Annotated in this window: 15 protein-coding genes; 5 read left to right on the forward strand and 10 right to left on the reverse strand. The window is 51.4% G+C overall.

The window, feature by feature from the left end; genetic code table 11:
- Nucleotides 1–4: 4 nt before the first annotated feature.
- The 3 genes from NATSA_RS06525 to NATSA_RS06535 all read right to left on the reverse strand — a co-directional run bounded on the left by NATSA_RS06525 (nucleotide 5) and on the right by NATSA_RS06535 (nucleotide 6,582).
- The gene (locus NATSA_RS06525) at nucleotides 5–2,695 is read right to left on the reverse strand and encodes an endonuclease/exonuclease/phosphatase family protein (RefSeq protein WP_210511208.1); all 2,691 of its coding nucleotides are present in this window, start codon (nucleotides 2,693–2,695) and stop codon (nucleotides 5–7) included.
- Nucleotides 2,696–2,764: 69 nt separating this feature from the next.
- On the reverse strand, nucleotides 2,765–5,494 hold the full coding sequence (locus NATSA_RS06530; protein ID WP_210511209.1) for an endonuclease/exonuclease/phosphatase family protein: 2,730 nt from the start codon (nucleotides 5,492–5,494) through the stop codon (nucleotides 2,765–2,767).
- A gap of 212 nt (nucleotides 5,495–5,706) precedes the next feature.
- On the reverse strand, nucleotides 5,707–6,582 hold the full coding sequence (locus NATSA_RS06535; protein ID WP_210511210.1) for a T9SS type A sorting domain-containing protein: 876 nt from the start codon (nucleotides 6,580–6,582) through the stop codon (nucleotides 5,707–5,709).
- A 138-nt stretch (nucleotides 6,583–6,720) separates the two neighbouring features.
- Here NATSA_RS06535 and NATSA_RS06540 point away from each other — a divergent pair, with 138 nt between their 5' ends.
- Together NATSA_RS06540 and NATSA_RS06545 are read left to right on the forward strand one after the other, a co-directional pair.
- The gene (locus NATSA_RS06540) at nucleotides 6,721–6,876 is read left to right on the forward strand and encodes a hypothetical protein (protein ID WP_210511211.1); all 156 of its coding nucleotides are present in this window, start codon (nucleotides 6,721–6,723) and stop codon (nucleotides 6,874–6,876) included.
- 84 nt (nucleotides 6,877–6,960) lie between these two features.
- A complete protein-coding gene (locus NATSA_RS06545; protein ID WP_210511212.1) occupies nucleotides 6,961–8,316 on the forward strand; it encodes a glucoamylase family protein in 1,356 nt (451 codons plus the stop codon).
- A gap of 398 nt (nucleotides 8,317–8,714) precedes the next feature.
- Here NATSA_RS06545 and bglX read toward each other — a convergent pair whose 3' ends face one another.
- The 6 genes from bglX to NATSA_RS06575 all read right to left on the reverse strand — a co-directional run bounded on the left by bglX (nucleotide 8,715) and on the right by NATSA_RS06575 (nucleotide 19,960).
- Nucleotides 8,715–11,063, reverse strand: a complete 2,349-nt coding sequence (bglX, locus tag NATSA_RS06550) for a beta-glucosidase BglX (RefSeq protein ID WP_210511213.1) — start codon at nucleotides 11,061–11,063, stop codon at nucleotides 8,715–8,717.
- Between the two features lie 53 nt (nucleotides 11,064–11,116).
- Nucleotides 11,117–12,868, reverse strand: coding sequence for a metallophosphoesterase family protein (locus tag NATSA_RS06555; RefSeq protein ID WP_210511214.1), 1,752 nt, complete (start codon nucleotides 12,866–12,868; stop codon nucleotides 11,117–11,119).
- Between the two features lie 12 nt (nucleotides 12,869–12,880).
- Nucleotides 12,881–13,510, reverse strand: a complete 630-nt coding sequence (locus NATSA_RS06560; protein WP_210511215.1) for a hypothetical protein — start codon at nucleotides 13,508–13,510, stop codon at nucleotides 12,881–12,883.
- 72 nt (nucleotides 13,511–13,582) lie between these two features.
- Nucleotides 13,583–15,010, reverse strand: a complete 1,428-nt coding sequence (locus NATSA_RS06565; protein WP_210511216.1) for a glucoamylase family protein — start codon at nucleotides 15,008–15,010, stop codon at nucleotides 13,583–13,585.
- A 40-nt stretch (nucleotides 15,011–15,050) separates the two neighbouring features.
- Nucleotides 15,051–16,898 carry a RagB/SusD family nutrient uptake outer membrane protein gene (locus tag NATSA_RS06570; RefSeq protein ID WP_210511217.1) on the reverse strand — a complete coding sequence of 616 codons (1,848 nt, stop codon included), beginning with the start codon at nucleotides 16,896–16,898 and terminating at the stop codon, nucleotides 15,051–15,053.
- A gap of 50 nt (nucleotides 16,899–16,948) precedes the next feature.
- Nucleotides 16,949–19,960, reverse strand: a complete 3,012-nt coding sequence (locus NATSA_RS06575; RefSeq protein WP_210511218.1) for a SusC/RagA family TonB-linked outer membrane protein — start codon at nucleotides 19,958–19,960, stop codon at nucleotides 16,949–16,951.
- Nucleotides 19,961–20,445: 485 nt separating this feature from the next.
- Here NATSA_RS06575 and NATSA_RS06580 point away from each other — a divergent pair, with 485 nt between their 5' ends.
- Nucleotides 20,446–21,387, forward strand: coding sequence for an endonuclease/exonuclease/phosphatase family protein (locus tag NATSA_RS06580; RefSeq protein ID WP_210511219.1), 942 nt, complete (start codon nucleotides 20,446–20,448; stop codon nucleotides 21,385–21,387).
- Here the strand turns inward: NATSA_RS06580 and NATSA_RS06585 are convergent.
- Entirely contained in the window at nucleotides 21,322–22,395 is a 1,074-nt protein-coding gene (locus NATSA_RS06585; protein WP_210511220.1) for a LacI family DNA-binding transcriptional regulator, read from the reverse strand. The genes NATSA_RS06580 and NATSA_RS06585 overlap by 66 nt on opposite strands.
- 653 nt (nucleotides 22,396–23,048) lie before the next feature.
- Here NATSA_RS06585 and NATSA_RS06590 point away from each other — a divergent pair.
- On the forward strand, nucleotides 23,049–24,287 hold the full coding sequence (locus tag NATSA_RS06590) for an ROK family transcriptional regulator (protein ID WP_210511221.1): 1,239 nt from the start codon (nucleotides 23,049–23,051) through the stop codon (nucleotides 24,285–24,287).
- An 86-nt stretch (nucleotides 24,288–24,373) separates the two neighbouring features.
- The gene (locus NATSA_RS06595) at nucleotides 24,374–25,786 is read left to right on the forward strand and encodes a phosphohexomutase domain-containing protein (RefSeq protein WP_210511222.1); all 1,413 of its coding nucleotides are present in this window, start codon (nucleotides 24,374–24,376) and stop codon (nucleotides 25,784–25,786) included.
- Nucleotides 25,787–25,824: the final 38 nt, after the last annotated feature.

Raw genomic sequence — 25,824 nt, forward strand, 5'->3', positions numbered from 1 at the left:
AAAATTATTTGACCAGCATAAGTTTGCGTGTCTGCACGAAATCGCCTGCCTGCATGCGGTACAGATAGACACCGCTGGCCAGACGCGTTCCGTCAAAGGTCACCTCATGATAACCCGCATCCATGTGATCATCAACCAGTGTGGTAATCCGCCGGCCGGTGACATCATAGACCTCAAGAGTGACCCGGTTGTTTTCCGGAACCTGGAAGGCAATGCTGGTTGCCGGATTGAACGGATTCGGATAGTTCTGTTCGAGTGCGAACTCGGAAGGAATATCGGCGCCGCCATCAGCACTGGTGATATCCGGCTCGTCTCCAAGGCGGATGTTGGCAAAGTAGAGGACAATATCCTCGTCCAGGTCCACAGGGTCGGCAAAATCCGGCATAAAGGCGATGACATTCCACTCACCGTCTTTTTCCGAAAAATCAAACACGATGGTTTCCCATTGTTCGGTTTTGGTTTGCGGAACCATGCTTTCTATCTCAAGATCCGGAGTGTCGCCATCTTCAACCTTGAAACGGAGCGGACTGATCCGGGGCTTCCATACATCTACATAGATGAACTTTTTGTCACTTAAGTCAAGCGGCACAGGCAGAAACGCAAAAAAGCCGCCCCAGGGCACACCGTGCTGACTTCTGTCAAAGCGCACAACTTCTTCGCTGTCATTGATCTCATCCGGGTCCGGATTCGGGACACGGCTGAATTCACTGTCATCATCCGACCCGCCGCGCATGAGATTGAGATCGATGTATCGTTCTATATGCGAGGCAGGGTCAAATACTTGTCCGGACAAGGGGATCTGCTCATCACGAATATTCAGGCTGGCCATCATATCACCTCCCTGATCGGGAGCGAATCTGACGGAAACAAAGGCAGAATCGTTACTGGCAAGCTGTGCAGTTTCGCTGATATTATTCAGATTGAACTGACCGGGATGCTCGCCTGTGAGCCGGATGTCATCCGGGGCAATCTCAAGTATTCCGCCTCCGATGTTGGTCAAGGTAACGACCACGGAATCAGACTGGTCACCTTCCTCAAGCAAACCGAAGTCAATTTCTTCCGGAGTCACTACCAGCGTCGGTTCGGCACCAACCTCGGCATCATCAATAGCCCATCGTATGATATTGTCGGAGGGACCATCGAAAACCCAGGCAAGGCGGAGCTGATCATGGCCGACGCCATGTTCATCGCGGTACAGTCGCACCGATATCTCCTCGTCCGGTATGCTTTCAGGATCACTCCACTCCCTGACCAGAAACTCGTCATCCCCCGCAATACTCACCAGTTGCAGATCATACACTCCGGGATCCCCGAAATTGTCTACCTGGTGCCGGAACTGAACGGTGAGGCTGTCCAGCCCGGTCGTCTGCATGGGCGGTGTGTTCACATAAAAGCGACCTTCCTGCTGCGGCTCCCACCAGAACACCAGTTCCGGAATTTCTCCGCCGGCATAGTCAGAGTTGAATACGTACCAGTTCTCTGCATTGGTTGTCCATCCTAAAGGCAGATCTAATTCATCGGTATCACTGAAATCCTCATTCCATGGAAACGAGGTAATGGAAGCATCAATTCCTTCTCCGCTGAGCGGCACCTCCTCGCCGGCGACCTTCAGCAGTGCTTCTTTATGTCCTATGGTCATCGGCTCAAATGTAACATCCACTGTGACCTGATCGTCCGGCTGCAGTTCGACAGACTCAGGGATGTTATGCAGCCCGAAACTACCAATATCCCAGCTGACATCGAAAGTGGCCAGTACTCCGAAATGATCGGATGGGTAGACATCATTTTCATCCGGTTCATCAAGTACAATTTCTGCTGAAACAGGTGTCAGAAAATCACTGCTCTTTTCTTCAAAAAACACATAGTCAATCCGTCGCTGTGAGTGCCCGAGGTGATAGTTCAGCGTGCTGTGTTCCGGATCCAGGTGATTCTCATGGAAAAGGGGATAAATATCGATAAAACGTTCATACATTACTTCCATCTCTTCCCAATCGGGATTGGCATTGAAGTCACCTGTGACAAAAACAAGGTCGGACGTGCTTGTTTCATCGATAAAATCAAGCATGTCTTGTATCTGGGTCTTTCTGGTTTCGGTCGCATCACCGGGGTTGTGAAGGTGTGTGTTGTATACGTCCAGTTCGTTACCATCAACCGAAATACGTGTATGCACCGCCTTGCGGTATGCATCGAGCGGTTCAAGGGCACGGAAATTGCTTTCTTCTATCGGGTAGCGGGAAACGATGGCATTTCCGAAACGGGTACTCCTCCCTTCATCATCGACAGAGTCAAAATAGTAGTAATATCCCAGTGAGTCGGCAATCTGCATGGCCTGATTGTCGAGGTCTTCACGTTGGATCACTTCCTGCAATCCAATGATATCGGGGTCCAATTCCCGAATTTGATCGAGTATCAGTTCGAAACGTGCAGGCCAATCCTCATTATCAAACCAGATATTGAGACTGAGAAACGAAAGAGATACTGTTTGACCGGCAGGTGCAGCAATGGTAATGTCTTCCGGAGCCAGGGTGGCGGCCTCCGTGCCTTCATTTGTTATAACGAATTCCTGTGTCTCGGAAGTCAGGTTAATTTGTTGTGAATCAAATTCATGTGATGGCGGCGATATTGAAAACTGACTCCAGGCTGCCATTGGCATCAGAAGCAATATCACTGCGCCAAGCAGTATATTGTTTTTCATATTATGATCCTTTTTGGGGTGATAAGGCGGCTGAAGTAATCTCAGCCGCCATTGTTGTTAGGGTTCGGGTTATTTCACCAGCATAAACTTGCGTGTCTGCACGAAATCGCCGGCCTGCATGCGGTAGAGGTATACCCCGCTGGCCAGACGCGTTCCATCAAAGGTTACCTCGTGATAGCCCGCATCCAGCTGGTCATCAACCAGCGTGGTGATCCTGCGGCCCGTCACATCGTAGACCTCCAGTGTGACCCGGCTGTTTTCCGGAACCTGAAAGGCGATGTTTGTGGCCGGATTGAACGGGTTCGGATAGTTTTGGCCAAGCGCGAATTCGGATGGAATATCGGCATCGGCAGTGGAACGGGTTTCAATCGGTTCATCCGCCAGCCGGATGTCATCAATGTCCCATGATGTCATGTTGTTGGTGGTGCCGTCAAACACCCATGCAAGACGGAAACTTTCGCTGCCAAGGCCATGATCGTCACGTGTGATCACACCACTGAATTCGGTGGCATTGATGAAGGGGGGATCAACCCACTCTTCGATGACGTGCTCATCGCCGTCGGCAATGGCTATCACACTGAGCGTATACTCGCCCGGATCTTCGAAATTACGCACGCGATATTTATAGGAAAGTGTCAGGCTGTCCCGTCCGGCAAGATCAAATTCCGGAGTTTTGAGATAGAACCGGCCTTCTTTTTCCGGTTGCCACCAGAATACCATTTCCGGAGGTTCGCCGCCGGCATTGTTCAGATTGAATGTCTCCCAGTTTCGCGTATCACTTTCCCATCCTTCCGGAATACCGCCCTGTACCTGCTTCGAAAAATCTTCTTCCCAGGGCAACTCAGTAATCGTAGGATCAAAACTTTCTCCGGTAAGCATTGCAAACGTATTGCCGGCGTATAACATAGCCTCAAGCTGTCCTTCTTCTTCAGGCACAAAGGCAACCCGGACATCAATGGATTCACCGGATGCAAGCGCAACGGCTTCTGACGGACCCTCAAGCATGAAACTGCCGGCATCGTCACCATCAATGCGGATATCCTCCGGTTCCAGTTCAATTACACCGCCGCCTATGTTTTCCATAGTGACTGTAATCGTGTCGGAGGAGGTATGGATTTGCTGCCGCTCAAAGTCGTAGCCATCGGGTGACATGGCCAGTGCAGGAAAGGCACCCAGGACAATATCATCAATGCTCCACCTCACAATGTTATCAGAAGCACCGTCAAACACCCAGGCAAGAAACAGCCTGTCGGCTCCGACGCCATGATCCGTGCGGTTGAGCTCAAATGAGAGCTCCTCTGCGGAGATATTATCAGGATCTGCCCATTCGGCTATCAGATGCTCTTCACCATCGGCAATACTGACCAGCTGAAGATCATAAATGCCCGGATCTTCGAAATTGTCCACCTGATGCCGGAACGTCAGTTCGAGGCTGTCAAGTCCGGTGGTCCGGAACGGCGGGGTGCGCAGATGAAAACGCCCTTCGCTGACAGGTTCCCACCAGAAGAGCACCTCAGGCGCTTCACCTCCGGCATGGCTTGAATTGAACACATACCAGTTTTCAGCATTGGAGTTCCATCCAAAGGGAACCTCAAACTCATCGGCACCGGAAAAATCCTCCGACCAGGGCAGATCGGTGACGGTGGCATCAAAAGCTTCGCCGCTGACAGGAATATCGTGCTCCTGAATTGTCAAAATAATCTCTTTGACACCTTCGGTTTGAGGGAGGAAAGAAAGCTCGACCGTCGTTTGCTCTTCGGGTTGCAGCTCAACGGACTCCTCAAGATTATGCAGGACGAAGTCGGTGTCATCCGACAGCAACTCAAAACGTGCAAATACACCGAAATGGTCGGACTCCATGTCCGGATTTTCGTGCTCCTTGTCAAGTATGATTTCTGCAGACAGCGGGGCAAGCCGGTCAATGCTTTCACTGTTGAAAAAGACGTAATCGATTCGCCGTTGCTGATGCCCCAGCCGCGGGTTGAGTGTCCCGTGCTCGGGATCGAGGTGGTTTTCGTGGAACAGGGGGTAGACATCGGTGAAGTCATCATACATGAGCCTGGTTTCTTCCCAGTCCGGATTGGCATTGAAGTCACCGGTCACAAAAATGTACCCGCCGCTGTTGGTTTCATCTATGAAATCCAGAAAATCTGTTATCTGGGTCTTCCGGATGTCATGATCCAGTCCGACATGGTGCAGGTGGGTGGTGTATACGTCTACGGTATTGCCTTCGACATCCAGGCGGGCATGCAGGCCCTTGCGGTACTGATTGAGTGGTTCAAGGGCCCGGAAGTTTGTTTCTTCAATGGGATAGCGCGATACAATCGCATTTCCGAACCGGTGGTCGCGGCCTTCATCATCCACCGAGTCAAAGTAATAGTAGAAGCCCAGCGAATCGGCCATTTGCATAGCCTGGTTGTCAAGATCGGCCCGCTGTATCACCTCCTGAAGTCCGATAACATCGACATCCAGCTCCCTGACTTCTTCGAGGATATAGGCAAACCGCGCCGGCCAGTCTCCGTCGTCGGTTTCAATGTTATAGGAAAGTACAGAGAGTTCGGTACTCAGGGCATCTTTTCCTCTGATGCCGATCTGGCCCGGATGCAGGGTGAACGGCTCATCATTTTCGTTGGTGACCGTAAACTCCTGAATCTCAGAGCTGATACCAATTTGCTGGGGCGGAAATTCGAACTCATCAGGAGTTACGGCAAACTGGGCGGCAGCCTGAGAAAAGAAGAGCAAACCTGTAATGAACACAAAGAAGATGGCGGACGGGTGGCAAAGTAAGCGGTGTTTCATGGAAATAATGGATTAGAAGATTTCGGTTTTGTATCCGGAAATGAGGACAGGCAGCGGATACAAAAAGGTCAGGGAAGAGGCTTCCTGATTTTTACTCGGAGTGCGATGAGTGGGTTTGCCGTGTCATCGCAGAAGTCAAGGAACGAGGCACGGATCCACCCCGGTCACACAGGAGCCGGGGCGGTCGTGGTATAGGGCTGATGGTGCCGGGATTACTTGACCAGGGTCATGGCACGAGTGATGGAACGCTCGGATGTTTCGAGGCGATAGAAATATTTTCCGCTCGGGAGTCCTTCGGCGTTGAAATGGACTTCATGTTCGCCCGGGTTGCGGAATTCATTATTGATCAGCGTTGTAATGCGCTGGCCCTGAATATCGTACACGTTCAGTGTTACGTGATCCGAACTGTTCAGTTCAAACCGGATGTTCGTAGTCGGGTTGAACGGGTTGGGATAGTTCTGCTTGAGCGCCAGGTGAACGGGAAGCTCGTTCTGCTCGGCAGCAGTGGCAATCGGATCATCCGGTGAATCACTGAGGATGATGTTGTCCAGATAGATAACAATATTTTCATCCAGATCTACGGGATCGGCAAAATCCGGCATGACAGCGATAACCGGGTATTCACCTGCGGCATCGGGGTAGTGGAACGTCATGGTCTCCCAACCTTCGGTTACGGTCTGCTCTTCCATGGATTCAAACTCGAAGTCTTCCGTTTCTTCACTGCCTTCTACCTTGAATACTACCGGACTGATACGGGGTTTCCAGACCTGATAATGGGTGTATTTCATTTCATCCATATCAAGCGGTTCCCAAACCTCACTCCAGAAACCGCCCCAGGGCACACCGTCATGAGCTCTGGTGTACTGCAGGACCTGGTCGGAGGGATTGACATCGCTCGGATCCGGGTTTTCTACAACCTCGTAAACATCATCTTCTTCAACCGCTTCACCGCCGGTCATGTCATTCAGCGGAATCGTAACACCATCCGGATCTTCAAAATCCTCTATAACAATGTAATTCTGAGCCGCAGCCTGCTGCATTCCGAAAAAAGCCGCAACGAACAGACACAACAGTAATTTGATCTTCATAGTCACTCCATTTTTTTCTTTTCTGATATAATTGCATGATTGTCTGGGATCTCCAGTGGTGATGTGCAAATAGCATGCAAATAAAATTTGCAAAATTACCTGCAAACACTTCTTTAGTGTAGTGAAAAGAAGACATTCATGCAAGCAAAAAAACATAGTTTATATCCACCTGATAAGCTTGTACATGATAAACCATTTTATACGAACAGAAAATTATCGCAAAAGACACAGGAACTGATTGGCGCAGATAATCCAATGCAGGCCATAATATATTTATGCAACAATGCTGCTTGAAAGTAAATTTGCATTTATGTATTCTGAGTAATATTACCTGTTACTATTATTTTAATATTTATAACAATCCGAAATCCTGCTTTAATGCGAAATTTTACTTTTTTCTCCGCAGCAGCACTGGCCGCTGCTTTTTTTCTGACACCTGGATGCAACCATGCCGATACGGATTCCAGCGTGAATACAGACCGGCTTTCCGACGAGGCCTTGCTCGATACCGTGCAATACTATACGTTCCAGTATTTCTGGGACGGGGCAGAACCGCAGTCCGGAATGGCAAGGGAGCGTTACTGGCTGGACGAAGAGTATCCGCACGATAATGGTAATACCGTCACCAGCGGCGGATCCGGCTTCGGGCTCAAGGCCATCATTACCGGTATTGAACGCGGATTCATCACAAGAGAAGAAGGCGTCGACCGGTTTGAACGGATTGTAGGCTTTCTTGAGGAAGCCGAACGATTCAACGGATTGTGGGCACACTGGATGGACGGCACTACCGGTGAGGCACTTGCTTTCAGTCCCGAAGACGACGGAGCTGATATTGTAGAAACTTCCTTTTTGATTCAGGGGCTGCTGACCGTACGGCAGTATCTGCGCGACGGAACCGAACGGGAACAGCAGATCGCCGAACGCATCGATACCATGTGGCGTGAGGTGAACTGGAACTGGCATACACGGGAAGGGGAGGAAAACATACTCTACTGGCACTGGTCGCCAAACCATGGCTGGGCAATGGATCATCCGATTGCCGGATATGATGAATGTCTTGTTACCTATATTCTGGCCGCTTCTTCCCCTACATATCCGATCGATCCGGAAGTATATCATGAAGGATGGGCCCGTGGCGGTGATATCGTCGCCGAAGGCCTGGAAGCCTACGGATATTCGCTTCCACTGCAGCATAATCGCGGCGAACAGTATGGCGGACCCCTTTTCTGGGCACATTACTCCTACCTTGGTCTTGACCCCAGAAATCTGGAAGACCGTTATGCAAACTACTGGGACAACAACCGCTATCACAGCCTGATCCAGTATGAGTATGCGAAAGACAACCCGTTTGACTTCAAAGGATACGGAGAAGATCTGTGGGGGCTGACATCCAGTTACAACCCGGACGGATATGTCGCCCACACCCCTCATTATGACGACCACGGCGTCATCACACCCACCGCGGCTCTGTCATCCATTCCGTATACGCCGGAAGAGTCCATGAAGGTGATGCGCAATCTTTATGAAAACTTTTATGATGAAACCTTCGGTCCGTACGGATTCTATGATGCCCTCAGTCTTGAGCACGACTGGTTTCCCCAGCGTTATCTGGCAATCGACCAGGGACCGATTGTCGTGATGATCGAAAACCACAGAAGCGGCCTTCTTTGGGATCTGTTCATGAGCAGTGAGGAGGTGCAGGAGGGACTTGAGAGGCTTGAATTCAGCTATTGATGCGATGATTCCGGGATAATTGTTGTTCCGCACTGCTTCTGCTTTCTATTACCATGCAATTTGCCCGCAAGGCGCCGGAAAACAGCACAAAATGGCTGCTTTCCGGCCTGTAAGGATGTTGAATGATCCTTATCCATCATACAGACATGTAAAGGATAAGGGATACATGCTTCTTGATGAACCGGGGTAATCGTCTTTGACCGGGCGGTTATCTCTTACAACGGCAAAACGAAAAGAGCCGCTCCGGATATGACCTGTATCATCCGAAGCGGCTCTTTCTTTATCTGTTCTATAATTTGCTGTCCGTAATCCCGGGCCGGAAAAAATACCCGGCTGAAAATGGCATGCTGAAAAATTTCAGCCGGGTTATCGGATCAGGAAGCTGTTAATTAACGGTTTCAGCGTACCTCAAATTCAGCCTCAAGGGTCTCTTCAACATTGGGGCCTACAAAGACCCTGACGGTTCCGGGCTCCAGCACCGGATCAAGCTGCTGGTCGAGGTAGTAAAGCTGCTCGGCCTGCAGATCAAACGTCACCGTCTGCGTTTCACCCGGCTCCAGGGATATTTTTTCAAAGTCGCGAAGCTGACGTATCGGCTGTGTCACACTGGCCACCATTTTGCGTGTATACAGCTGAACGACCTCGTCTCCGGCAACATCACCGGTATTGGTCACATCCACAGTTACGGTCAGACTTCCCTGATCGTCAATCTCATCCGTACTGAGCTGAAGATTGTCATAGTCATAGTCAGTGTAGCTGATTCCGTATCCAAACGGATAGAGCGGCGCATTGGGCGCGTCAATATACTTGGAGGTATAGCGTTCATCCGGATCCTTCGGACGTCCCGTATTCTTTGCATAATAGTAATTCGGGATTTGTCCGACCGAATGGGGCCAGCTGAAAGTAAGCTTTCCGCCGGGATTGTGATCTCCGAAGAGAACAGAAGCAATCGCATCGCCTGAGCGCGTTCCGAGGTACCAGGCATTGACAATAGACGGGATGTGCTCATCGGCCCAACGGATATCAAGCGGCCGGCCCGCCATCAAAACCATCACAACCGGAGTGCCGGTCGCATGAATCTCTTCAAGCAGCTCCTGCTGCATTCCCGGAAGGTCCATGGAAGTGCGTGATGCCGCCTCGCCGCTCATGTGACGCCCCTCACCGAGAGCCATGATCACCACATCAGCTTTGCGCGCCAGCTCCAGCGCCTCATCAAAACCATCTCTGGAGTCACCTTCAAGATCGAGTTCCGCTCCTTCGGCAAAGCTGACCCTTGTGTTTTCGGAAACCATGTCTTCAATGCCTTTAAGCAGCGTCACATTGTCCGGATATTCACCGGCTGCCGACCATGAGCCAAGCAGGTCATACTGATTGTCCCCGAGCGGACCGATCACAGCGACATGGTCATGATCTTTTGCAAGCGGCAGCAGATCATCATCATTTTTCAGCAGTACAATCGACTTTTGCGCCACTTCCAGGGCAAGCTCAAGAAAATCATCGCGCATGATGGTCTCGGCCTCCCGGTCGTAGTCGGAATAGCGGTAGGGATCATCAAAAAGACCAAGCTCGAATTTCATATCCAGAATACGGGCTACGGCCATGTCCACCTGCTCTTCATGGACCACGCCTTCTTCTACAAGTCCCGGCAGTTCGTTCAGAAATATCTGGCTCATCATGTCCATATCGACATTGGCATTGATGGACAACTCTGCGGCATGCGCTTCATCACGGGCATAGCCATGAGGCATCATCTCCATGATAGCAGTGTAGTCGGTCACCACAAAGCCGTCGAAACCCCACTCATCCCGGAGGATCTGATTGAACAGGAAATCGCTGCCCGTCGCCGGAACACCGTCGTATTCGTTGAACGCGGTCATAAATGTGCGGATGTCCGCCTCAACGGCCGCCTTGAAGGGGGGGAGGTGGACTTCGCGAAGCCTGCGCTCGGAGATATCCACGGTGTGATAATCACGGCCGGCATTGGGTTCGCCATATGCCGCGAAATGCTTGGCCGTGGCCATGATGGTGTGAACATCCGACAGGTCATCACCCTGAAAACCTTCGATGCGCGCAACGCCAAACAGCTTGTTCAGCAGGGGATCTTCGCCCTGGCTTTCTACAATCCGGCCCCATCGCGGATCAGGGGAGACATCGATCATGGGGGTGAAGGTCCAGTGCAGGCCGGCCGCGGAGGCTTCCTTCGCCGCAACACGGGACGCCTTTTTGATCAGCTCCGGATCCCATGTGGCCGACTCGCCAAGCGGAACCGGAAAAATGGTCCGGTGTCCGTGAATTACGTCAAAAGCAAAAAGCAGCGGGATGCCCAGCCGGGTTTCTTCCACGGCAATACGCTGCAGCTCGCGGGTGTGCTCCACTGTGTGCGCATTGAAAACGCCACCCAGTTTGGATTCGTAGATCATGTCGCGGTATTCATCACTCAGCACCGGTCCGGTTTCTGCAAACCCACTGCTCAGCAGATTCAGCTGACCCACTTTCTCTTCCATCGTCATCAGCGAAAGCACAGAGTCCACTTTTTCGGGATGACGCAGCTCGGTGAAACGAACCGGTGAATCGCTGCTTCTTCCGGGCCGCGCTTCTTCGCCGGAATCCGTCACGGTTTCGTTTTGCTGAGTCTCATCCTGAGCCTGCAGCTGATCGGTGTCGGTCGTACCGCACGCTGCAATCAGCAGGGCCAGCGACAGCAGTAATACTGATAATGGCGGAGTTAGTATATTTTTTTCTTTCATCTTGGTAGTATGTTAGGTTCAGCGGTCACGGAATCACACCGCACCGCGTTTGTTCAGTTTTCCAATTTGTTTCGGCGTTCCAGGCTGAATGAAGCACCGCGGACAGCCTCCCCGTCAATCCATTTGACCGGATGTCCGGTCAGGTTGTTCCAACCTTCATCCAGAGAGATCTTCCAGAAGTGATGATCCGAGCCCTTGTCGGCCACAAACCACATGTCATCGGGCTCGCCCATGTGCGTGCCCCATCCGCCTTCGCCGATGTAGACCACACCGTCTTCATTAATTTCGCCGTCCTTCACCGGGTGCGTCCGCTTCAGCCGGTGCCCGTGCCCTTCATGGATCAGATCTACCTCGTACTCTTCGAACAGCGGCACCCAGTGCTCATGCATCAGCCGCCGCCCGTAACGGGGCTTTTCCCAGTAATGAGGCGATGTGGCAAAGGCATTGATGTGATACTGTCCCAGCAGCCACGGACGGTCCTGGTATCTGTCAAGTGTCTCCCGGAGCCACTGTTTCTGCTTTCCGTCATGGGAATCACGGACACGATGCGGCCCGTGCCCCGCCTCGTAACTGCCGCTGTCGACAAACCAGTCCAGTTCCTCGTTGAAGGCCGAAGTGTGGCCCGAATCAAGCGTAAACAGAACCAGCCCCTCGCCGAACTCGACGACATAATACCGCTCAGGGTCGGGTAGGTGGAACCGGTTGGCATAAAAGGCAGCATCGGTCTGAAAATCACCCGCAACCCAGCCTCTGACATCGTGATTTCCCAATGCCGGAAGCACCGGCACGCGCCGGGCCTCATCGGTTACCATCAGCTCATGCCATTCGTCAAACCAGGCATCCCATTCGGATTCGGCCATGCCATTCATAACCAGGTCGCCCGCGATGGCGACAAATTCGGGATCCAGGCCGGCCGCCAGCTCTGTCATCTCTTTACGCTCCCGGGTTTCACTTTGCGTGTCGGCACCCATGATAAACGTTACGGAATCTTTGTGAGCAGGTGCTGTCCGGAAGTGGAACGGCTCCGCAAGCGCATATTTCGAAGTTTCATCCGCGTCGTTCTTCCGTCGTATCAGGACACGGTAGTTTTGCCCGGGCTCAAGGTCACGGATCGTCACTTTGTGCAGCCAGGCGCTGGTTTCAGGAAAGGTATAGGTTTCGGCTTCCGCTGAGCGGATGTGTTCGGCGTATCCGTCAGTCTGATCTGAACGAAACGGCTCTGTCTGCTCAAATGCGGATATTTCGGACGAGTAGAGCAGGTGATTGTCGCCGACACCGTCGAAAACCCGGTTCCATTCGTCACGGTCGGGCATCAGTTCTGCTTCCAGGCCGATTTCTTCAGAATAGGTGTACCAGTTTTCAACCAGAAACCGGTATGCAAATCCGGAGCCGCGTCCGCTGTGGTTCATCACACCTATGCAAAGATCAATGAAGGCATCCTCGGGACTTTCGTATCCGGCATCGCGCCATCCGTTGTCCGCCAGCAACTTCCTTTTTTCAGCAAAATCGATTTCCGTCCCCGCATTTTCCATGGCATTTTCGATGCGTTTCATGCCGACCGTACGGGCATACGGCTCGTCGGCCCGCCATGAAATGGTCATGGTCGTGCGGGTGTCATCTTTCCATGTGAGGACAATCTGACGCGGTTTTTCCGTGCCGAATGACGTTATATGGCCGGACGCATCACTTTCGGACAAACCGGTTCCGGCGGATGTGCCGGTGCCGTCAGCTCCGGCTTTGGCGGCACTGGCTGTAAACGCGGCCGGAGCAAGTATCAGTAACAGAGTGAGAATAAGTGTAATCATAGGTTGGAATTCTTACAGCATGTGAATGCTGTCAATGAAAAACGGCTCGTACAGGGGCAGGGGAATGTCGTCTTCGCGCGGTGGCATATGAGTGATGAAAAAGAAAAAGATCGTGTATTCACCCTCGGCGGATATCTGCTTCATTTCATCGGGAAGGGTAAACCTGATTTTGTTCCAGCCTTCGGAAAGCTTGTCTTCATCCCAGAATGTACCCTCGACCCAGCTCCAGTCACCTCCGGTTTCATCGGACATCCCCAGAAAAAAATGGTCCGGGTTGAGCCGGTTGTCTTCGGGCCGATAGACATGGATTGCCGCGCCATCGTGTCCCAGCCATTGCTGCACACGGCTGCCTTCAAGCGGCAGTGCAAGTTTGGTTTCATCAGCCGAACCGGACGGGGTCACTTTTACGCTTTTTCCTCCGACCCTGTAGACCTCCCCGGAGAGATCGAAACGCGCTCCGGTTCCGTCATTGTCGTATGCCGACACTTCCTCATCCGAATCCATGGTAAACAGATAATCGGGACCTTCCGCATCCGGTCCCCGGCTATCCGTCCCGGAACCGTCACAGCCCGGCAACGTAAGTGCAAAAATGAAAATAACGGGGTACAGAAATGGCAATTTAATGTTAAGCAATGTCTTCATAAAGAACATGTGATAATAATTCAAGGTTATGTGCTGCACCTTTTGAGCAGACAACCAGACAGTTCCGGTTGTTCAGTCATCCAGCCAACCGCCGGTAAATCCGGCCCGTTCAAGACCCCGCCGGATATGCTCGTTTTCCCGCATGATTTCCCAGATCAACCCGCTGCGGAAGTTCTCAATCTGGATCAGGATAGGCCCCTGGTCGATGCCGAGATATTGACTGTTGACCCATCCGTCGGGCAGCTGACTGGGCCTGAAAGTCAAATTGAACGAATCCCGGAAACCCTGGTCGCGGTAGATCCGCTCTCCGTGCTCTTTATACATGTGATGCAGGGAAGTAATGGTTTCTTCCGGAGCAAAAGGTACCGATCCGCCGATGGCAGTAGGGGCAATGGTACCGTCGTCAACAACATACAGCGCGCTGGCACCGCGCGCCCGGTAACCAAAGAGCTCCCTTTGATCACCGTCGACCGATATGGTAAACTCCCCCGGACCATCGCAGGCAGTGAGCCCCCATATATGCTCATCATAACCGATCCATTCATTGGGATTGTCAATGGCGTACTCACGCTGCGACAATGTGGCCCTTCGGGAGTTTTCAAAATAATCGATGCCGCGGTGCCTCATGTAACTGTCCTGAATGTCGCGAAAATCAACGAACATGTGCGAGTACTGGTGCAGAAACAGGGGACTGGCGTTGACATGCTCATAACCGTAATAATCGATCCAGCTGTAGGTCTCGGTATATGCATCCCAGGCTTCGGGCTCAACCGAACTGTCCGGCTTGCCCAGTGCCAGGATATACAGAATCATCGCCTCATCATATCCCGTCCAGTCATGGGGGATCATCCCTTCTTCCGGAAACCAGCCGTGGCCGATCAGCGGCGGACTGCTGCGTGACTCCATCCATTCCCAGTCAACCCTGGTGTAGACCGAATCAACCAGCTCGCGGATCTCATTCTCGACCGGAGTGTCCTGGTCGAAATAGGATTGCGAGGTAAGCATGCCGGCCAGCAGAAGCGCGGTGTCGATGGTCGACAATTCGTTCTGCCCGGCCCGCAAACCGTCATCCATATTCAGGAAGTGATAAAAGAAACCCCGGTGCCCTGCAGTGCCGCCTGGTTCTTCTCCCTGCGGTGCCTCCCAGAAGAAGCGGACAGTGTTCAGGGTCCGTTCGGCAGCTGCCTGGCGCGACACATAGCCGCGTTCCACGCCGACAATGTAGGTGGTCAGGCCGAAACCGACTGCGGCAATACTGGCGGCCGAATTGCCGGGAGCACGGTCCGGAATCATTCCGTTGTCCGGATTGGCGCGCTCCCAGAAATAGGCGAAGGTATCCTCCTGGAGCATGTCGAGGAAGGCTTCCTGCTCTTCATCAGGCTGCCAGGGGGGATCTTCGTCATTGGGAACCTCCATCAGCGGACGTCCGTTGTCGTCGCACCCGGCAAAAGCAACCAGCAATGCCAGTCCCAGTACAGGCAACAATGTTTTTATATTCATATTCAGAAATAAGTCAGCGAACCGCTGTGAATTAATCCTGTTACCAGTTGGGATTTTGGTCAAGCGCTCCTGCGCTGAGATCTATCTCGTTCTGCGGGATGGGGAAGAGTTCATGCTTGCCCGCCTCGAAGGGTTTGTCAAGCGCCTGCATCACATCGGCGGCGCGGCCCTGGCGTATGAGATCAAACCAGCGCTTTTGTTCCATTGACAGCTCAACCCGGCGCTCATGCCAGATGGCCTGAAGCAGATCATCGCCGGAAGCGGTGACATCCGGTAGCAGTTCTGCGATTGCTACATCCACTGTCAGTTCTTCAGGGTCTTCACCGTGACGGATGCGGTGGATTTCCACCGGCACCGTTTCACCGGCACTTTGCTGCTCAACGGCATCCAGAAATGACTGCCGGTCGGTGATGGAAATACCATTTACCGATACGATGAAATCAACCAGATCGGCACGAACACGTCCGCGGTCCAGTCCGTGATCAAATGGTTCAATGCCTGCCTGATCGGCCGGACTATCGGCATGTACCAGCCGGGCAAATACACGGGTATCGAGATCATCAAGATCAAGGTTGTTTTCCATGCTGGGCGAAGCATTTTCAGGCAGGATACCAATGGTCAGCGACTGTCCGACCCGTGCACGCTCGCGGACCTGATTCAGGAAATTGCGGGCATCACCATCGCTGCCGTTCTGATAGGCTGCTTCAGCGGCAATGAGCAGTAGGTCCGAATAACGGAAACGGCGGATGTTGACCGGGCTGTTGCCCCGTCCGCCGGGATGATCCGAAGGGGCGAAGGCTTTTTTGTTATACCGTTCATCTTCCATACTTCCGTTTTCGATGACTGTTTGACCGGATCCGTCGGGAAGTTCCTCCCACGGGAAGAGAATGGTGGCCTGGTGGCGCAGATCTCCGTGCTCAAAGGCAGCATCAAGGTTACGTGAGGGCCGGTTGAATCCCCAGCCCAGGTTCGGTGTGCCGCGAACGCCCTGAACCTGACCGAACTGACTTCCACCGGCATCTTCCTCGGTTGCGGTGGCCTGGACTTCAAAAATGGATTCGGATGAGTTTTCACCGTCATCCGTAAAAATGGTGAAGTAGTCCGAGAGCAGCTCATATTCCCCGGAATTGATGACATCACGGGCATAGGATTCCGCATTGGGATAGTCTTCAAGATAAAGATAGACCCGGGCAAGCATGGATTCCGCCGCTCCGCGTGTGGCGCGGCCGAGGTCATCGGAGGCATATTCCGATTTCAGCGGGAGGTTTTCTGCCGCAAATTCCAGGTCATCGATGATCTGCTCGTAGATCTGCTCCGATGGCACGCGCTCCTGTTCATAATCTTCCGGAGTCAGAGGCTCGGTGATCAGCGGAACATCCCCGTAGCCGCGGACCAGATTGAAGTAGAAATAGGCCCGAAGGAACCGGTTTTCACCCAACAGCCGGTCGCGGAGTTCAGGATTCATGTCCACATCCGGCAGATTCCGGATGTTGACGTTGGCGCGGTATATGCCCTCGTAATTGCCGTTCCACCAGCCATTGAATGACTGATGCCCGGCATCATAGGTGAAATTTTCAAGTTCCAGCAGATGCGCGGCATCTGTCGGTGTGCTTCCCTTCGTGGCATCATCGGAGATCATATCCGTAAGACCCAGATAGTCGAACACGTGGATATTCCAGTCACGCAGCTTGTTGTAAGTGGCGTTGGTGCCCTGAATGGCTTCCTCTTCATTCAGGAAGAAGTTCTCGCTGGTCTGTTCTCCGAGAGGCTTGCGGTCGATGAAGCTGTCACAAGCGGCAACAGTCAGTACCAGTAATGCCGCAGCCGCCATCAGTGGCAGACGCATCAGCCGGTGCGGTTGTATGGTAGCATTCAATAGAGTTTTCATAGTAAGTGACGTTTAGGTCGAATAAAATGGGTTTCGGCGATATGTTCTGATCAGAATGTGGCGTTTACACCTACGTTGAACGTGCGTGCAAACGGATAGAAAGCATCATCGATGCCGCTGGCAATTACGCTCTGGCTGGCCACCTCAGGTGTATACCCGTCGTAGCCGGTAAGCGTAAGCAGGTTTGAGCCGCTTACATAGACGCGCAGCGTGTTCAGGCCGATCTGCTCGGTGATGTCCGTGCCCAGTGAGTATCCCAGCGTAAGATTCTGAAGTTTCAGGAAGTCACCATCTTCTATAAAGAAGTCGGAAACCTGGTAGTTGTGCCCGCCGTCGGTAATCCGCGGGTAGGTGTCGCTGGTATTCTCGCCGGTCCACCGGTCAAGCGCGGACTCTTCAAAATTCGGAGTACCAAAGCGCGCCTGTTTCTTTGCATTGTATATCTGATTTCCGGTCTGGCCGGTAAAGGAGGCACTCAGGTCAAATCCGCGCCATCCCAGCTCCACGTTGAAGGAGAATATGAAATCAGGATAGGGCGAACCGAGGAAGACACGGTCATCGGTAGTGATCTCACCGTCACCCGTGACATCGAGATACCGGATATCACCGGGCTCCTCGCCGCCGCGCAGGGGACCGGCTTCAATTTCCTCTTCGTTCTGGAAAATGCCGTCGGTTTTGTATCCGAAGAAGGAACCGATCGGTTCACCGACAACGGTTTTTGTGGCAAGCATGCCGCCGACTCCAACACCGCCGCCGAAGATTTCTTCGTTGCCCCGTCCGAGGGAAAGTACTTCGTTTTTAACCGTGGTGGCATTAGCACCGATGCTGTAGAAGAACCCGGCACGGCTGTCCTGCCAGTTGATGTCCAGCTCAAAGCCGCTGTTGCTTACTTTTGCAGCATTTTCAAACGGGTCTCCAACCACTCCGATGTATCCGGGAATCGGCACCTGCACCAGAATATCATCGGTGACACGATCGTAGTAGTCCGCATCTATGGTCAGCCGTTCGCCAATAAAGGAGGATTCAATTCCGATGTTCCACTGCGTTGTCTCTTCCCATCGCAGAAGCGGATTGGCGAGACTGGTCTGCAGAGCTCCGAACCGGATCCGCTCGTCCGGACCAAATACCGCATTCAGGTTGCCGGTAATGGTCGCGGTAGCAGGGTACAAACCGATCTGGTCGTTTCCGGTCCGACCCCAGCTTCCGCGGAAGCGGAACTGATCGAGCCAGGCAGGTTCCGGAAAGAAAGGCTCATCACTGATGACCCAGCCCAGCGCAAAGGAAGGGAACCATCCGTAACGGTTGTCCCGGCCAAAGCGCGAAGAACCATCGACCCGGTTGGTCACGGTTGCCGTATACCGGTCGAGATAAGTGTAGTTTATCCGGCCGATAAAGGATGCCATTGCCCAGTCTCCGGCCGAATTGAAGTTGGTCATACCTTCACTGTCATCGGCTGCATTCAGATACCAGAGGGATTCATCGTCGCCAAGCACGTTGATGCGCCCGCCGCCCAGGCTTTCGCTCTTGTACTCCTCAATGGTAACACCGCCGAGCACATCCAGCCTGTGGTCACCAATGGTCTGCTGATACTGCACCGTGTTTTCCCACAGGATGTTGTACATGAAGTTGTTGTTTACATTTATAGATGTCTCTTCGCTCTGCTGAATGGCGGATACAAAGAAGATCGGAGAGTAGCTGCGCCCCTCGGTCCGGTCGACATCTATCCCGAGGTTGGAACGGAAACGGAAGTGATCCAGAAATGAATAATGCATATAGGCGTTCCCGGACAATCGAAAGCGGCTGTTGGCATTGTTACTGTTGTAATCAAGGTCGGCCACCGGATTGCCTACAGAAGCACGTTCGTCTGTCGGCGAGTAATCTCCGTCTTCGGTAAATACCGGAATGGTGGGATCGCCGCGATAGGCACTGCCCACTACTCCCGGCGCATCCTGATAATCCTCGTAGACAAGGGCGATGTTGTGCCCGAAATCAAGGTTGTCGGTCAGGTAATAGTCATTGTTCAGGCGGAAAGAGAACCTGTCGAGATAGTTTTCATAAATGATCCCTTCCTGACCGGAATAGGAGGCGCTGATATTATATGCGGTGCGCTCGGTTCCGCCGGAAACACGCAGGTGCAGATTCTGAATGGGAGCAACACGGAAGATCTCATTCTGCCAGTCCGTTCCCTCTCCAAACTCGGACGGATCATCAAAAGGCAGCGAGCGTCCCTCGTTTTCGGCTGCTTCATTTGCCAGAATGGCATATTCGCGGGCGTTGGTTACGGGCACGGTCCGGGCAACTTCCTGCCAACCGTAATAGTAATTAAGATCAAATTCGGTGGGGCGGTCTACCTGGCCGCTTTTCGTGGTGATCAGAATAACACCGTTGGCTCCCCGGGCTCCATAGATGGCCGTGGCCGATGCATCCTTGAGTACGTCCACCGATTCGATGTCGTTGGGGTTAAGGAAGTTGATGTTATCCATAATCATTCCGTCAACTACGAACAGGGGAGATGCCTCGTTCAGCGTGCCGATACCACGGATCCGGATAACGGAACTGGCCCCCGGAGCACCGGAAGAGGCTGTCACCTGCAGTCCTGATGCCACACCCTGCAGCGCCTGATCCACCGACTGGGTGGGTATCCGGCTGAGGCGTTCTCCGTCGACGCGGGATATGGAGCCGGTAACGTCACGGCGGCGCTGTACCCCGTATCCGACAACCACCATCTCTTCGCCGACTATTTCGACCGGAGTCAATGCTACATTTATTTCCTCACGGCCCTCTATAGGTACTTCCTTGGATTCAAAACCAAGATAGGAAAACTGAAGTGTGGCATCATCCTCAGGAGCCCTGAGCTCATACCGGCCTTCATCGTTGGTGGTGGTTCCGATTTGTGTTCCTGCCACAATAATATTGACACCCTGAAGGGGTTCTTCGGTTTCTGCATCGGTCACCAACCCCCGTACATCGTGCTGGGCCATTGCCAGCGAAGTACTGAATATCATAATAAGGGTGAGGCTGAGACTGCAGAACACGTTACGTGATAGTAGTCGATGGTTCATAGTAGCTCTGGTTATGGTTCAGGTGAAGTTGCTGCATTTGCCGGCACATGATGGAACCAGCTGATTATATTAGTGCAAAAAACAATGCAAATAATAAATTATATATCAGACGAAAGCAGATATTTCTTCTGGTGTAATACCTCCCGGTGTTCCTTGTAATAATTGGTATATCTAAAGGCAGGCATCATATAATTCATTTATGCAGGAATAAAAAAGCGGTTTTGCTTATAAAGTCATCTCACAATGTTAAATGCAGAGAAGATCTGTTGCCGGATTGCTCATGCAAAAGGTAACTTATCTGAACCGCCATGCAATGTCAAGAAGAAAATTCATGCAATAGTGTGTATTTTTTCATTAATTGCATAATAACTGCAGCTGTTCTGCAGCTGAAAAAACAACCGTCAGAAGGGCGACTCAGCTGTTCTTGAATAATTTGGATCTGAACAGCCATCCGTCCGGTTAAACAAAAACCTGAAAAAGGAACCATGCGCAACAACAAACTAACTGATCACCTGAATTTTGGTCTTTACTGCATACCGGCATTTCTTTCAGCCGCAATTCTGCTTTCAGGTTTTCTGCTGCCGTCCGGAACGGCGCGGGATTTGCCTGACGATCATTCCGGCCGGGCACATTTCAATATGGCGACTTACAATATTTTCTATTATACACCGCCGGAGCATTCAGACAGCTGGGAACAGCGCCGGGAGCACGTGGCACGTATAATCCGGTTCCATAATATTGCATTCTGGGGCTCTCAGGAAGGAGAGCACAATCAGCTCCGGGACCTGCGTGAGATGCTCGGTCATGAATATGTGGGAGACGGACGGGATGACGGTGACACAGAAGGGGAGCACAGCGCTATTTTTTATGACCCTGAAAAATTCCGGGCTCTTGAAGATGAAACCTTCTGGCTCTCTAAAACACCCGACCGGCCTTCAAAGGACTGGGGAGTAAATTTCCACCGGATATGTACCTGGGGCAGGTTTCTGCATATTGATTCGGGAATCGAATTCTACGCTTATAATGTGCACTTCGATCACGAAAGCCAGGAAGCCAGGGAAAACAGCAGCCGCATGGTTCTCGAACATATTGATGAAAACGTGGAAGAAGGTACACCTGTGGTGTTTATGGGCGACCTGAACGCTGTTCCCGGTAACCGGGCTTATGAAAAGGTAACCGAACATGGTTTGCTGAAAGATGTGTACGATATCAGCAAATTGTCACCCCACGGCCCTGAAGGAACATTCAACGGTTTTGATATAAACAGGGAACCGGACCGGCGAATTGACTATCTGTTCGTCACCGGTCATTTCGATGTTCATCGGTACGGTGTGCTGACCGATACGTATCTGCTCGACGGCTTACGATTCCCCTCTGACCATTTCCCGGTGCTTGTGGAGGTCACTCTTGCGGATGAAGCCCGTTGATGCGCGCTCAATCAACTGTACCGGGACCAGGCTCAGTGTGCCGTGCTTGTAGCCCTGTTTGCGGATCTTGTTTTTGAGTGCCTTGATGGAAGAGATGCCCAGTTCGATGAAATCTGTATCGATGGAGGATAATTCCGGAGAACGGTGCAACACCGACGGGAGGTTGTCATAACCAAGAATGGCTATATCTCCCGGAATGTGCACACCTGACGACCTGGCCGACTCGAGAAAGCCAATTGCCATGGAATCATTGGTGGCAAAAATCGCATCAGCAGGAAAAACACGCTTTTCAAAATGTTGGTCAAACTCCCGGAACGCTTTTACACCGGACTCAAAATCGTAATCCCCGCTGATACGCCAGCTGAGTTCCAGCCCGGGCTGCTGGTGTATATAGTCCAGAAAGCCATTAGAACGAAACCTGCTCTCCGGCCTGTTTACAGGACCGTCAATGATGCCAAGACGCGTAAAGCCCTTCTCATGCAGATGGGAAGCGGCAAGGTGTCCGCCACTGTAACTGTCAAATGTTACCGTAGCAACATTCGGATTGTCAATCAGGGCATTGGAAACAATCGGATAACCTTTGGGAAGAACGTTGAGAATCTCTTCATAGTGATCACGCTCCAGTGCAGGGAAGAAAAGAATAAAGCCGTCATAATTGTTTTCCCGGTGGACCTGCTGAATGAAACGGACACATTCTTCACGCTGGTCTTTTACACTCAGCAATGATATCCGGACATCTTCCTTATAAGACGCATCCCGATATCCGCAAAAAAGTGATGCATAAAATTCACCAATACGAAAGTCTGAGAGCAATGCAAAATGAAGCTTCTTTTTCTTTTTGCGCTGAGGCTTTTTTTTGACTGCCGGACGATAACCCAGATCTGAAGCAGCCCGCTGTACATCTTCTCTTGTTTTCTTGCTGATACTTGGTGAATCAGCCAGTGATCGCGAAATGGTCGAAATCGAATAACCGGTCCGTTCCGCAATCTGCTTTAATGTTGGTTTCATGGCAACAAGTTACTCAAACTATTCAATGAATTAATGCAAAAATAATATTTATGCAACTGGATTCATAATTTGTTAAAAAATGCATGATTTCCGAAGCCCGAAGAAATTAACTGAATTTAATTTAATAAATCTGAAAATATGTCTTATATTTCAACAATAAGCAGTTCCTGGTACTTATTGCGTTGATTTTGGACATTGGAAAACCCGGGTAAAACCCGGTTTTAAAACCAAATCAGCACAAATAGCACATAAAAATACTTACGGGGAGCTGATATTCATTGAGTTAACCTATATTAAATCAATTTTTTTTAAAAAATACTTGCAATTAGTACAATCGATTCTTTACCTTTAAACCAACTCAAATCACAAGTGTCTCTGCTTGTTTATTTGAAACTGTTTTAGATCATAACAATTACATGTCCCTGTAATGTTCGCGAAGAGGCTGACCCCTCTTCGCGATTTTTTTTTCCGGGCAGCGCATTCATACCCTCCTCCCGCGTGATCAGCCGAATGCAGCAATTTGCACTTAAGGCGATTCCTGACCGAAGAAAGACGATTCATTAAGGATAAATGACAATTATTTCCTTACATTAGAAACTATTCTTTGCCGTTGTTTATGTTACCACATTATTATCAAACCGCCTGGTACCAATATGTTGTTCGGAACCAACCTGCAGTATGCCAATTCATACAATAACCGCATTGTTCTTGAAATGATCCGTCTTTACGGACCACTGTCGAGAATGGATATTGCACGAAAGACACATCTTACTGTTCAGACCGTCACCAATATCACAAAAAAACTGATGTCTTCCGGCCTGGTGCTCGAAGATTCCAGGCATACAGGCGGACGCGGAGCACCGGCTCTTCTTCTGAAAATCAATGCAGACGCCGCCTATTCCATTGGCATTGATTTTGACAAAGACCACCTTACTACCGTGATGCTCAACCTGAATGGCGAGATTATCTATGAGACATCAAGGGAACTGGATTTTCCTTCCCCGGAGGAAGCCATCGATTTGATGACCGATGCCGTTGACAAGGCCGTCTCTTATAAAAAAGTAAGCCGGAAAAAAGTCTGGGGTGTGGGAGTAGGGCTTCCCGGACCTCTGAACAGACCCACCGGCGACGGTGAATCTCAGGAACTTTTCAACCCTGATGCTCTGCCGGGATGGCATCATGCACCCGTATTTAAAAAGCTCAGGGAGCGGCTGAATATGCCCGTCATCATTGAAAACAACGCGTCTGCTGCTGCCATCGGAGAGCACTGGTACGGCAACGGACGCGGAATCAATTCCTTTTTTTATCTCTATTTCGGCGCGGGACTCGGCGGCGGGCTTGTCATCCGCGGGCAGCTCTACTCAGGACACACCGGAAATGCCGGCGAACTGGGCTATTTTCCGACTTCCCTTCAGACCGGTTCTGATGGCTCCCATGAACATGACCACCTGGGAGGATACTTCAACATGCCGAAGCTGAAGAAAAAACTTTCTGATGCCGGACATGATGCCGCATCGCAGGAAGACCTGGCCGCCTTGTTCGATGAGGGAAATGCCATATTCATGGAATGGCTCGACACCGGGGCCGGACAACTCATCCCGCTTCTTGCAGCTGTTGAGTACCTGATCGATCCCGAAGTTATTTTTCTGGGAGGTAGACTTCCGGAAAACGTGCTTGGCTGGCTTAAAAAGCGAATAACGGATGCGCTTCCGCCTCACAAGATTCCCAGAAAGTTAACCAGGCCAGAGCTGAAAATTGCTTCTTCCGGCATTGATGCCGCTGCCCTTGGAGTAGCAACGCTGCCGCTTTACACATCGCTGGCACCCGTTCCCGAACTCCTCATGAAGCAGGAAACTCCGCATTCCGACTACTTCGGACCGAATCCTGCCTGACATACCAATCAGGAGGCCTGTCCGGGAGGCATAATCCCTGAATCTCAATCATAATTGAATCGCCATAACCCAGAAATCATCATTTTATGACAAGAGACGTTTCTGCATTCAAAGCATATGATATTCGGGGAATCGTGCCCGACTCTGTCAATGCGGATTTCATGCGTTCACTTGGAAAAGCATATGCCTCTGTCATCAAGCCAAAAACCGTCGTAATCGGTCACGATGCGAGGCTTTCGAGCGAGGAGTTGTCAGCAGCACTTGCCGGAGGATTCCGCGAATCAGGTGTAAATGTGATGGACATTGGCCTGTGCGGCACAGAAATGGTCTATTTCGCCACCGGATATTACCGGACCGGAGGCGGAATTATGATCACGGCCAGTCATAATCCCAAAGAGTATAACGGATGCAAAATGGTGCTCGAGGATGCGGTCCCGCTTGGCGCTGATACCGGAATGAACGAAATCAAAAAACGGGTTGCTGGTGACGGACCTTACGAGCATGTGGAAGCTGAAACACCAGAAAAAAAAGGCGATTATAACCGAACCGATATCACCAGAACATTTTTGTCCTATACTCTTGATCAGCTTTCCGTGCGGATCAACCAGAACCTGCATGTTGCCGTAAATTCCGGAAACGGGGCTGCCGGACCAACCGTAAATGCCCTTTCCAAACAGTTGCCCTGCCGGCTTACACATCTTTTTTCAAACCCCGATGGCAATTTTCCAAATGGTGTGCCCAATCCGCTTCTTCCCGACAGACGCGCCGATACCGCCGGCGCTGTAATATCACATAAAGCTGATATCGGTGTGGCTTTCGATGGCGATTTCGACCGGTGTTTCTTTTTCGATGAAAACGGCCGCTTTATTGAGGGATATTATATAGTCGGATTGCTGGCCGGACAGGTACTGAAAAAGAATCCGGGAGCCAAAATCATTCACGATCCACGGCTGACCTGGAACACCATCGATATAGTTAAACACCACGGCGGCAAACCTGTCGAAAGCAAGACCGGTCATGCGTTTATTAAAGAGCGGATGCGCCAGGAAAAAGCCGAATACGGGGGAGAAATGTCAGCACATCACTACTTCAGAAATTTCTGGTACTGCGACACCGGAATTCTGCCTTTCCTTCTTATTCTGGAACTGCTCAGTACATCCGGTAAAAAATTCTCGGAACTTGTTGATGAAGCCATCCGGCGGTATCCTGTAAGCGGTGAAATCAACTACACCATTGCAGAGCGGGCTGACCGTGTTCTCGGGGAAGTAGAGCGCTCGGTCCGGCAGGAAGAGGGGGCCGAAAGCAACAGCTCCGGCAGTCCGGCACCCGTCGTTTCCTATACAGACGGACTATCAATGGAATTTTCCGACTGGCGTTTTAATCTCAGAGCTTCCAACACCGAGCCCTTGCTCAGACTCAATGTGGAATCCCGCGAAAACTTCGGATTAATGGAGAAAAAGCGGGATCAGATCGCAGCAATCATTAAACAATTCGAATAAGTTCAGAAAGCAAACAGGAGGGGATATGGGACTCCCGT

Source organism: Natronogracilivirga saccharolytica (genome assembly GCF_017921895.1).
Taxonomy (GTDB): Bacteria; Bacteroidota; Rhodothermia; order Balneolales; family Natronogracilivirgulaceae; genus Natronogracilivirga; species Natronogracilivirga saccharolytica.

Bases quoted from the DNA above. Each gene is read 5' to 3' on its own strand.
- NATSA_RS06565 (WP_210511216.1), bottom strand. From the start codon at position 15,010: ATGAATATAAAAACATTGTTGCCTGTACTGGGACTGGCATTGCTGGTT.
- bglX (WP_210511213.1), bottom strand. From the start codon at position 11,063: ATGAAAGAAAAAAATATACTAACTCCGCCATTATCAGTATTACTGCTG.
- NATSA_RS06590 (WP_210511221.1), top strand. From the start codon at position 23,049: ATGTTGTTCGGAACCAACCTGCAGTATGCCAATTCATACAATAACCGC.
- NATSA_RS06570 (WP_210511217.1), bottom strand. From the start codon at position 16,898: ATGAAAACTCTATTGAATGCTACCATACAACCGCACCGGCTGATGCGT.
- NATSA_RS06555 (WP_210511214.1), bottom strand. From the start codon at position 12,868: ATGATTACACTTATTCTCACTCTGTTACTGATACTTGCTCCGGCCGCG.
- NATSA_RS06595 (WP_210511222.1), top strand. From the start codon at position 24,374: ATGACAAGAGACGTTTCTGCATTCAAAGCATATGATATTCGGGGAATC.
- NATSA_RS06530 (WP_210511209.1), bottom strand. From the start codon at position 5,494: ATGAAACACCGCTTACTTTGCCACCCGTCCGCCATCTTCTTTGTGTTC.
- NATSA_RS06585 (WP_210511220.1), bottom strand. From the start codon at position 22,395: ATGAAACCAACATTAAAGCAGATTGCGGAACGGACCGGTTATTCGATT.
- NATSA_RS06540 (WP_210511211.1), top strand. From the start codon at position 6,721: ATGCAAGCAAAAAAACATAGTTTATATCCACCTGATAAGCTTGTACAT.
- NATSA_RS06535 (WP_210511210.1), bottom strand. From the start codon at position 6,582: ATGAAGATCAAATTACTGTTGTGTCTGTTCGTTGCGGCTTTTTTCGGA.
- NATSA_RS06575 (WP_210511218.1), bottom strand. From the start codon at position 19,960: ATGAACCATCGACTACTATCACGTAACGTGTTCTGCAGTCTCAGCCTC.
- NATSA_RS06560 (WP_210511215.1), bottom strand. From the start codon at position 13,510: ATGAAGACATTGCTTAACATTAAATTGCCATTTCTGTACCCCGTTATT.
- NATSA_RS06525 (WP_210511208.1), bottom strand. From the start codon at position 2,695: ATGAAAAACAATATACTGCTTGGCGCAGTGATATTGCTTCTGATGCCA.
- NATSA_RS06580 (WP_210511219.1), top strand. From the start codon at position 20,446: ATGCGCAACAACAAACTAACTGATCACCTGAATTTTGGTCTTTACTGC.
- NATSA_RS06545 (WP_210511212.1), top strand. From the start codon at position 6,961: ATGCGAAATTTTACTTTTTTCTCCGCAGCAGCACTGGCCGCTGCTTTT.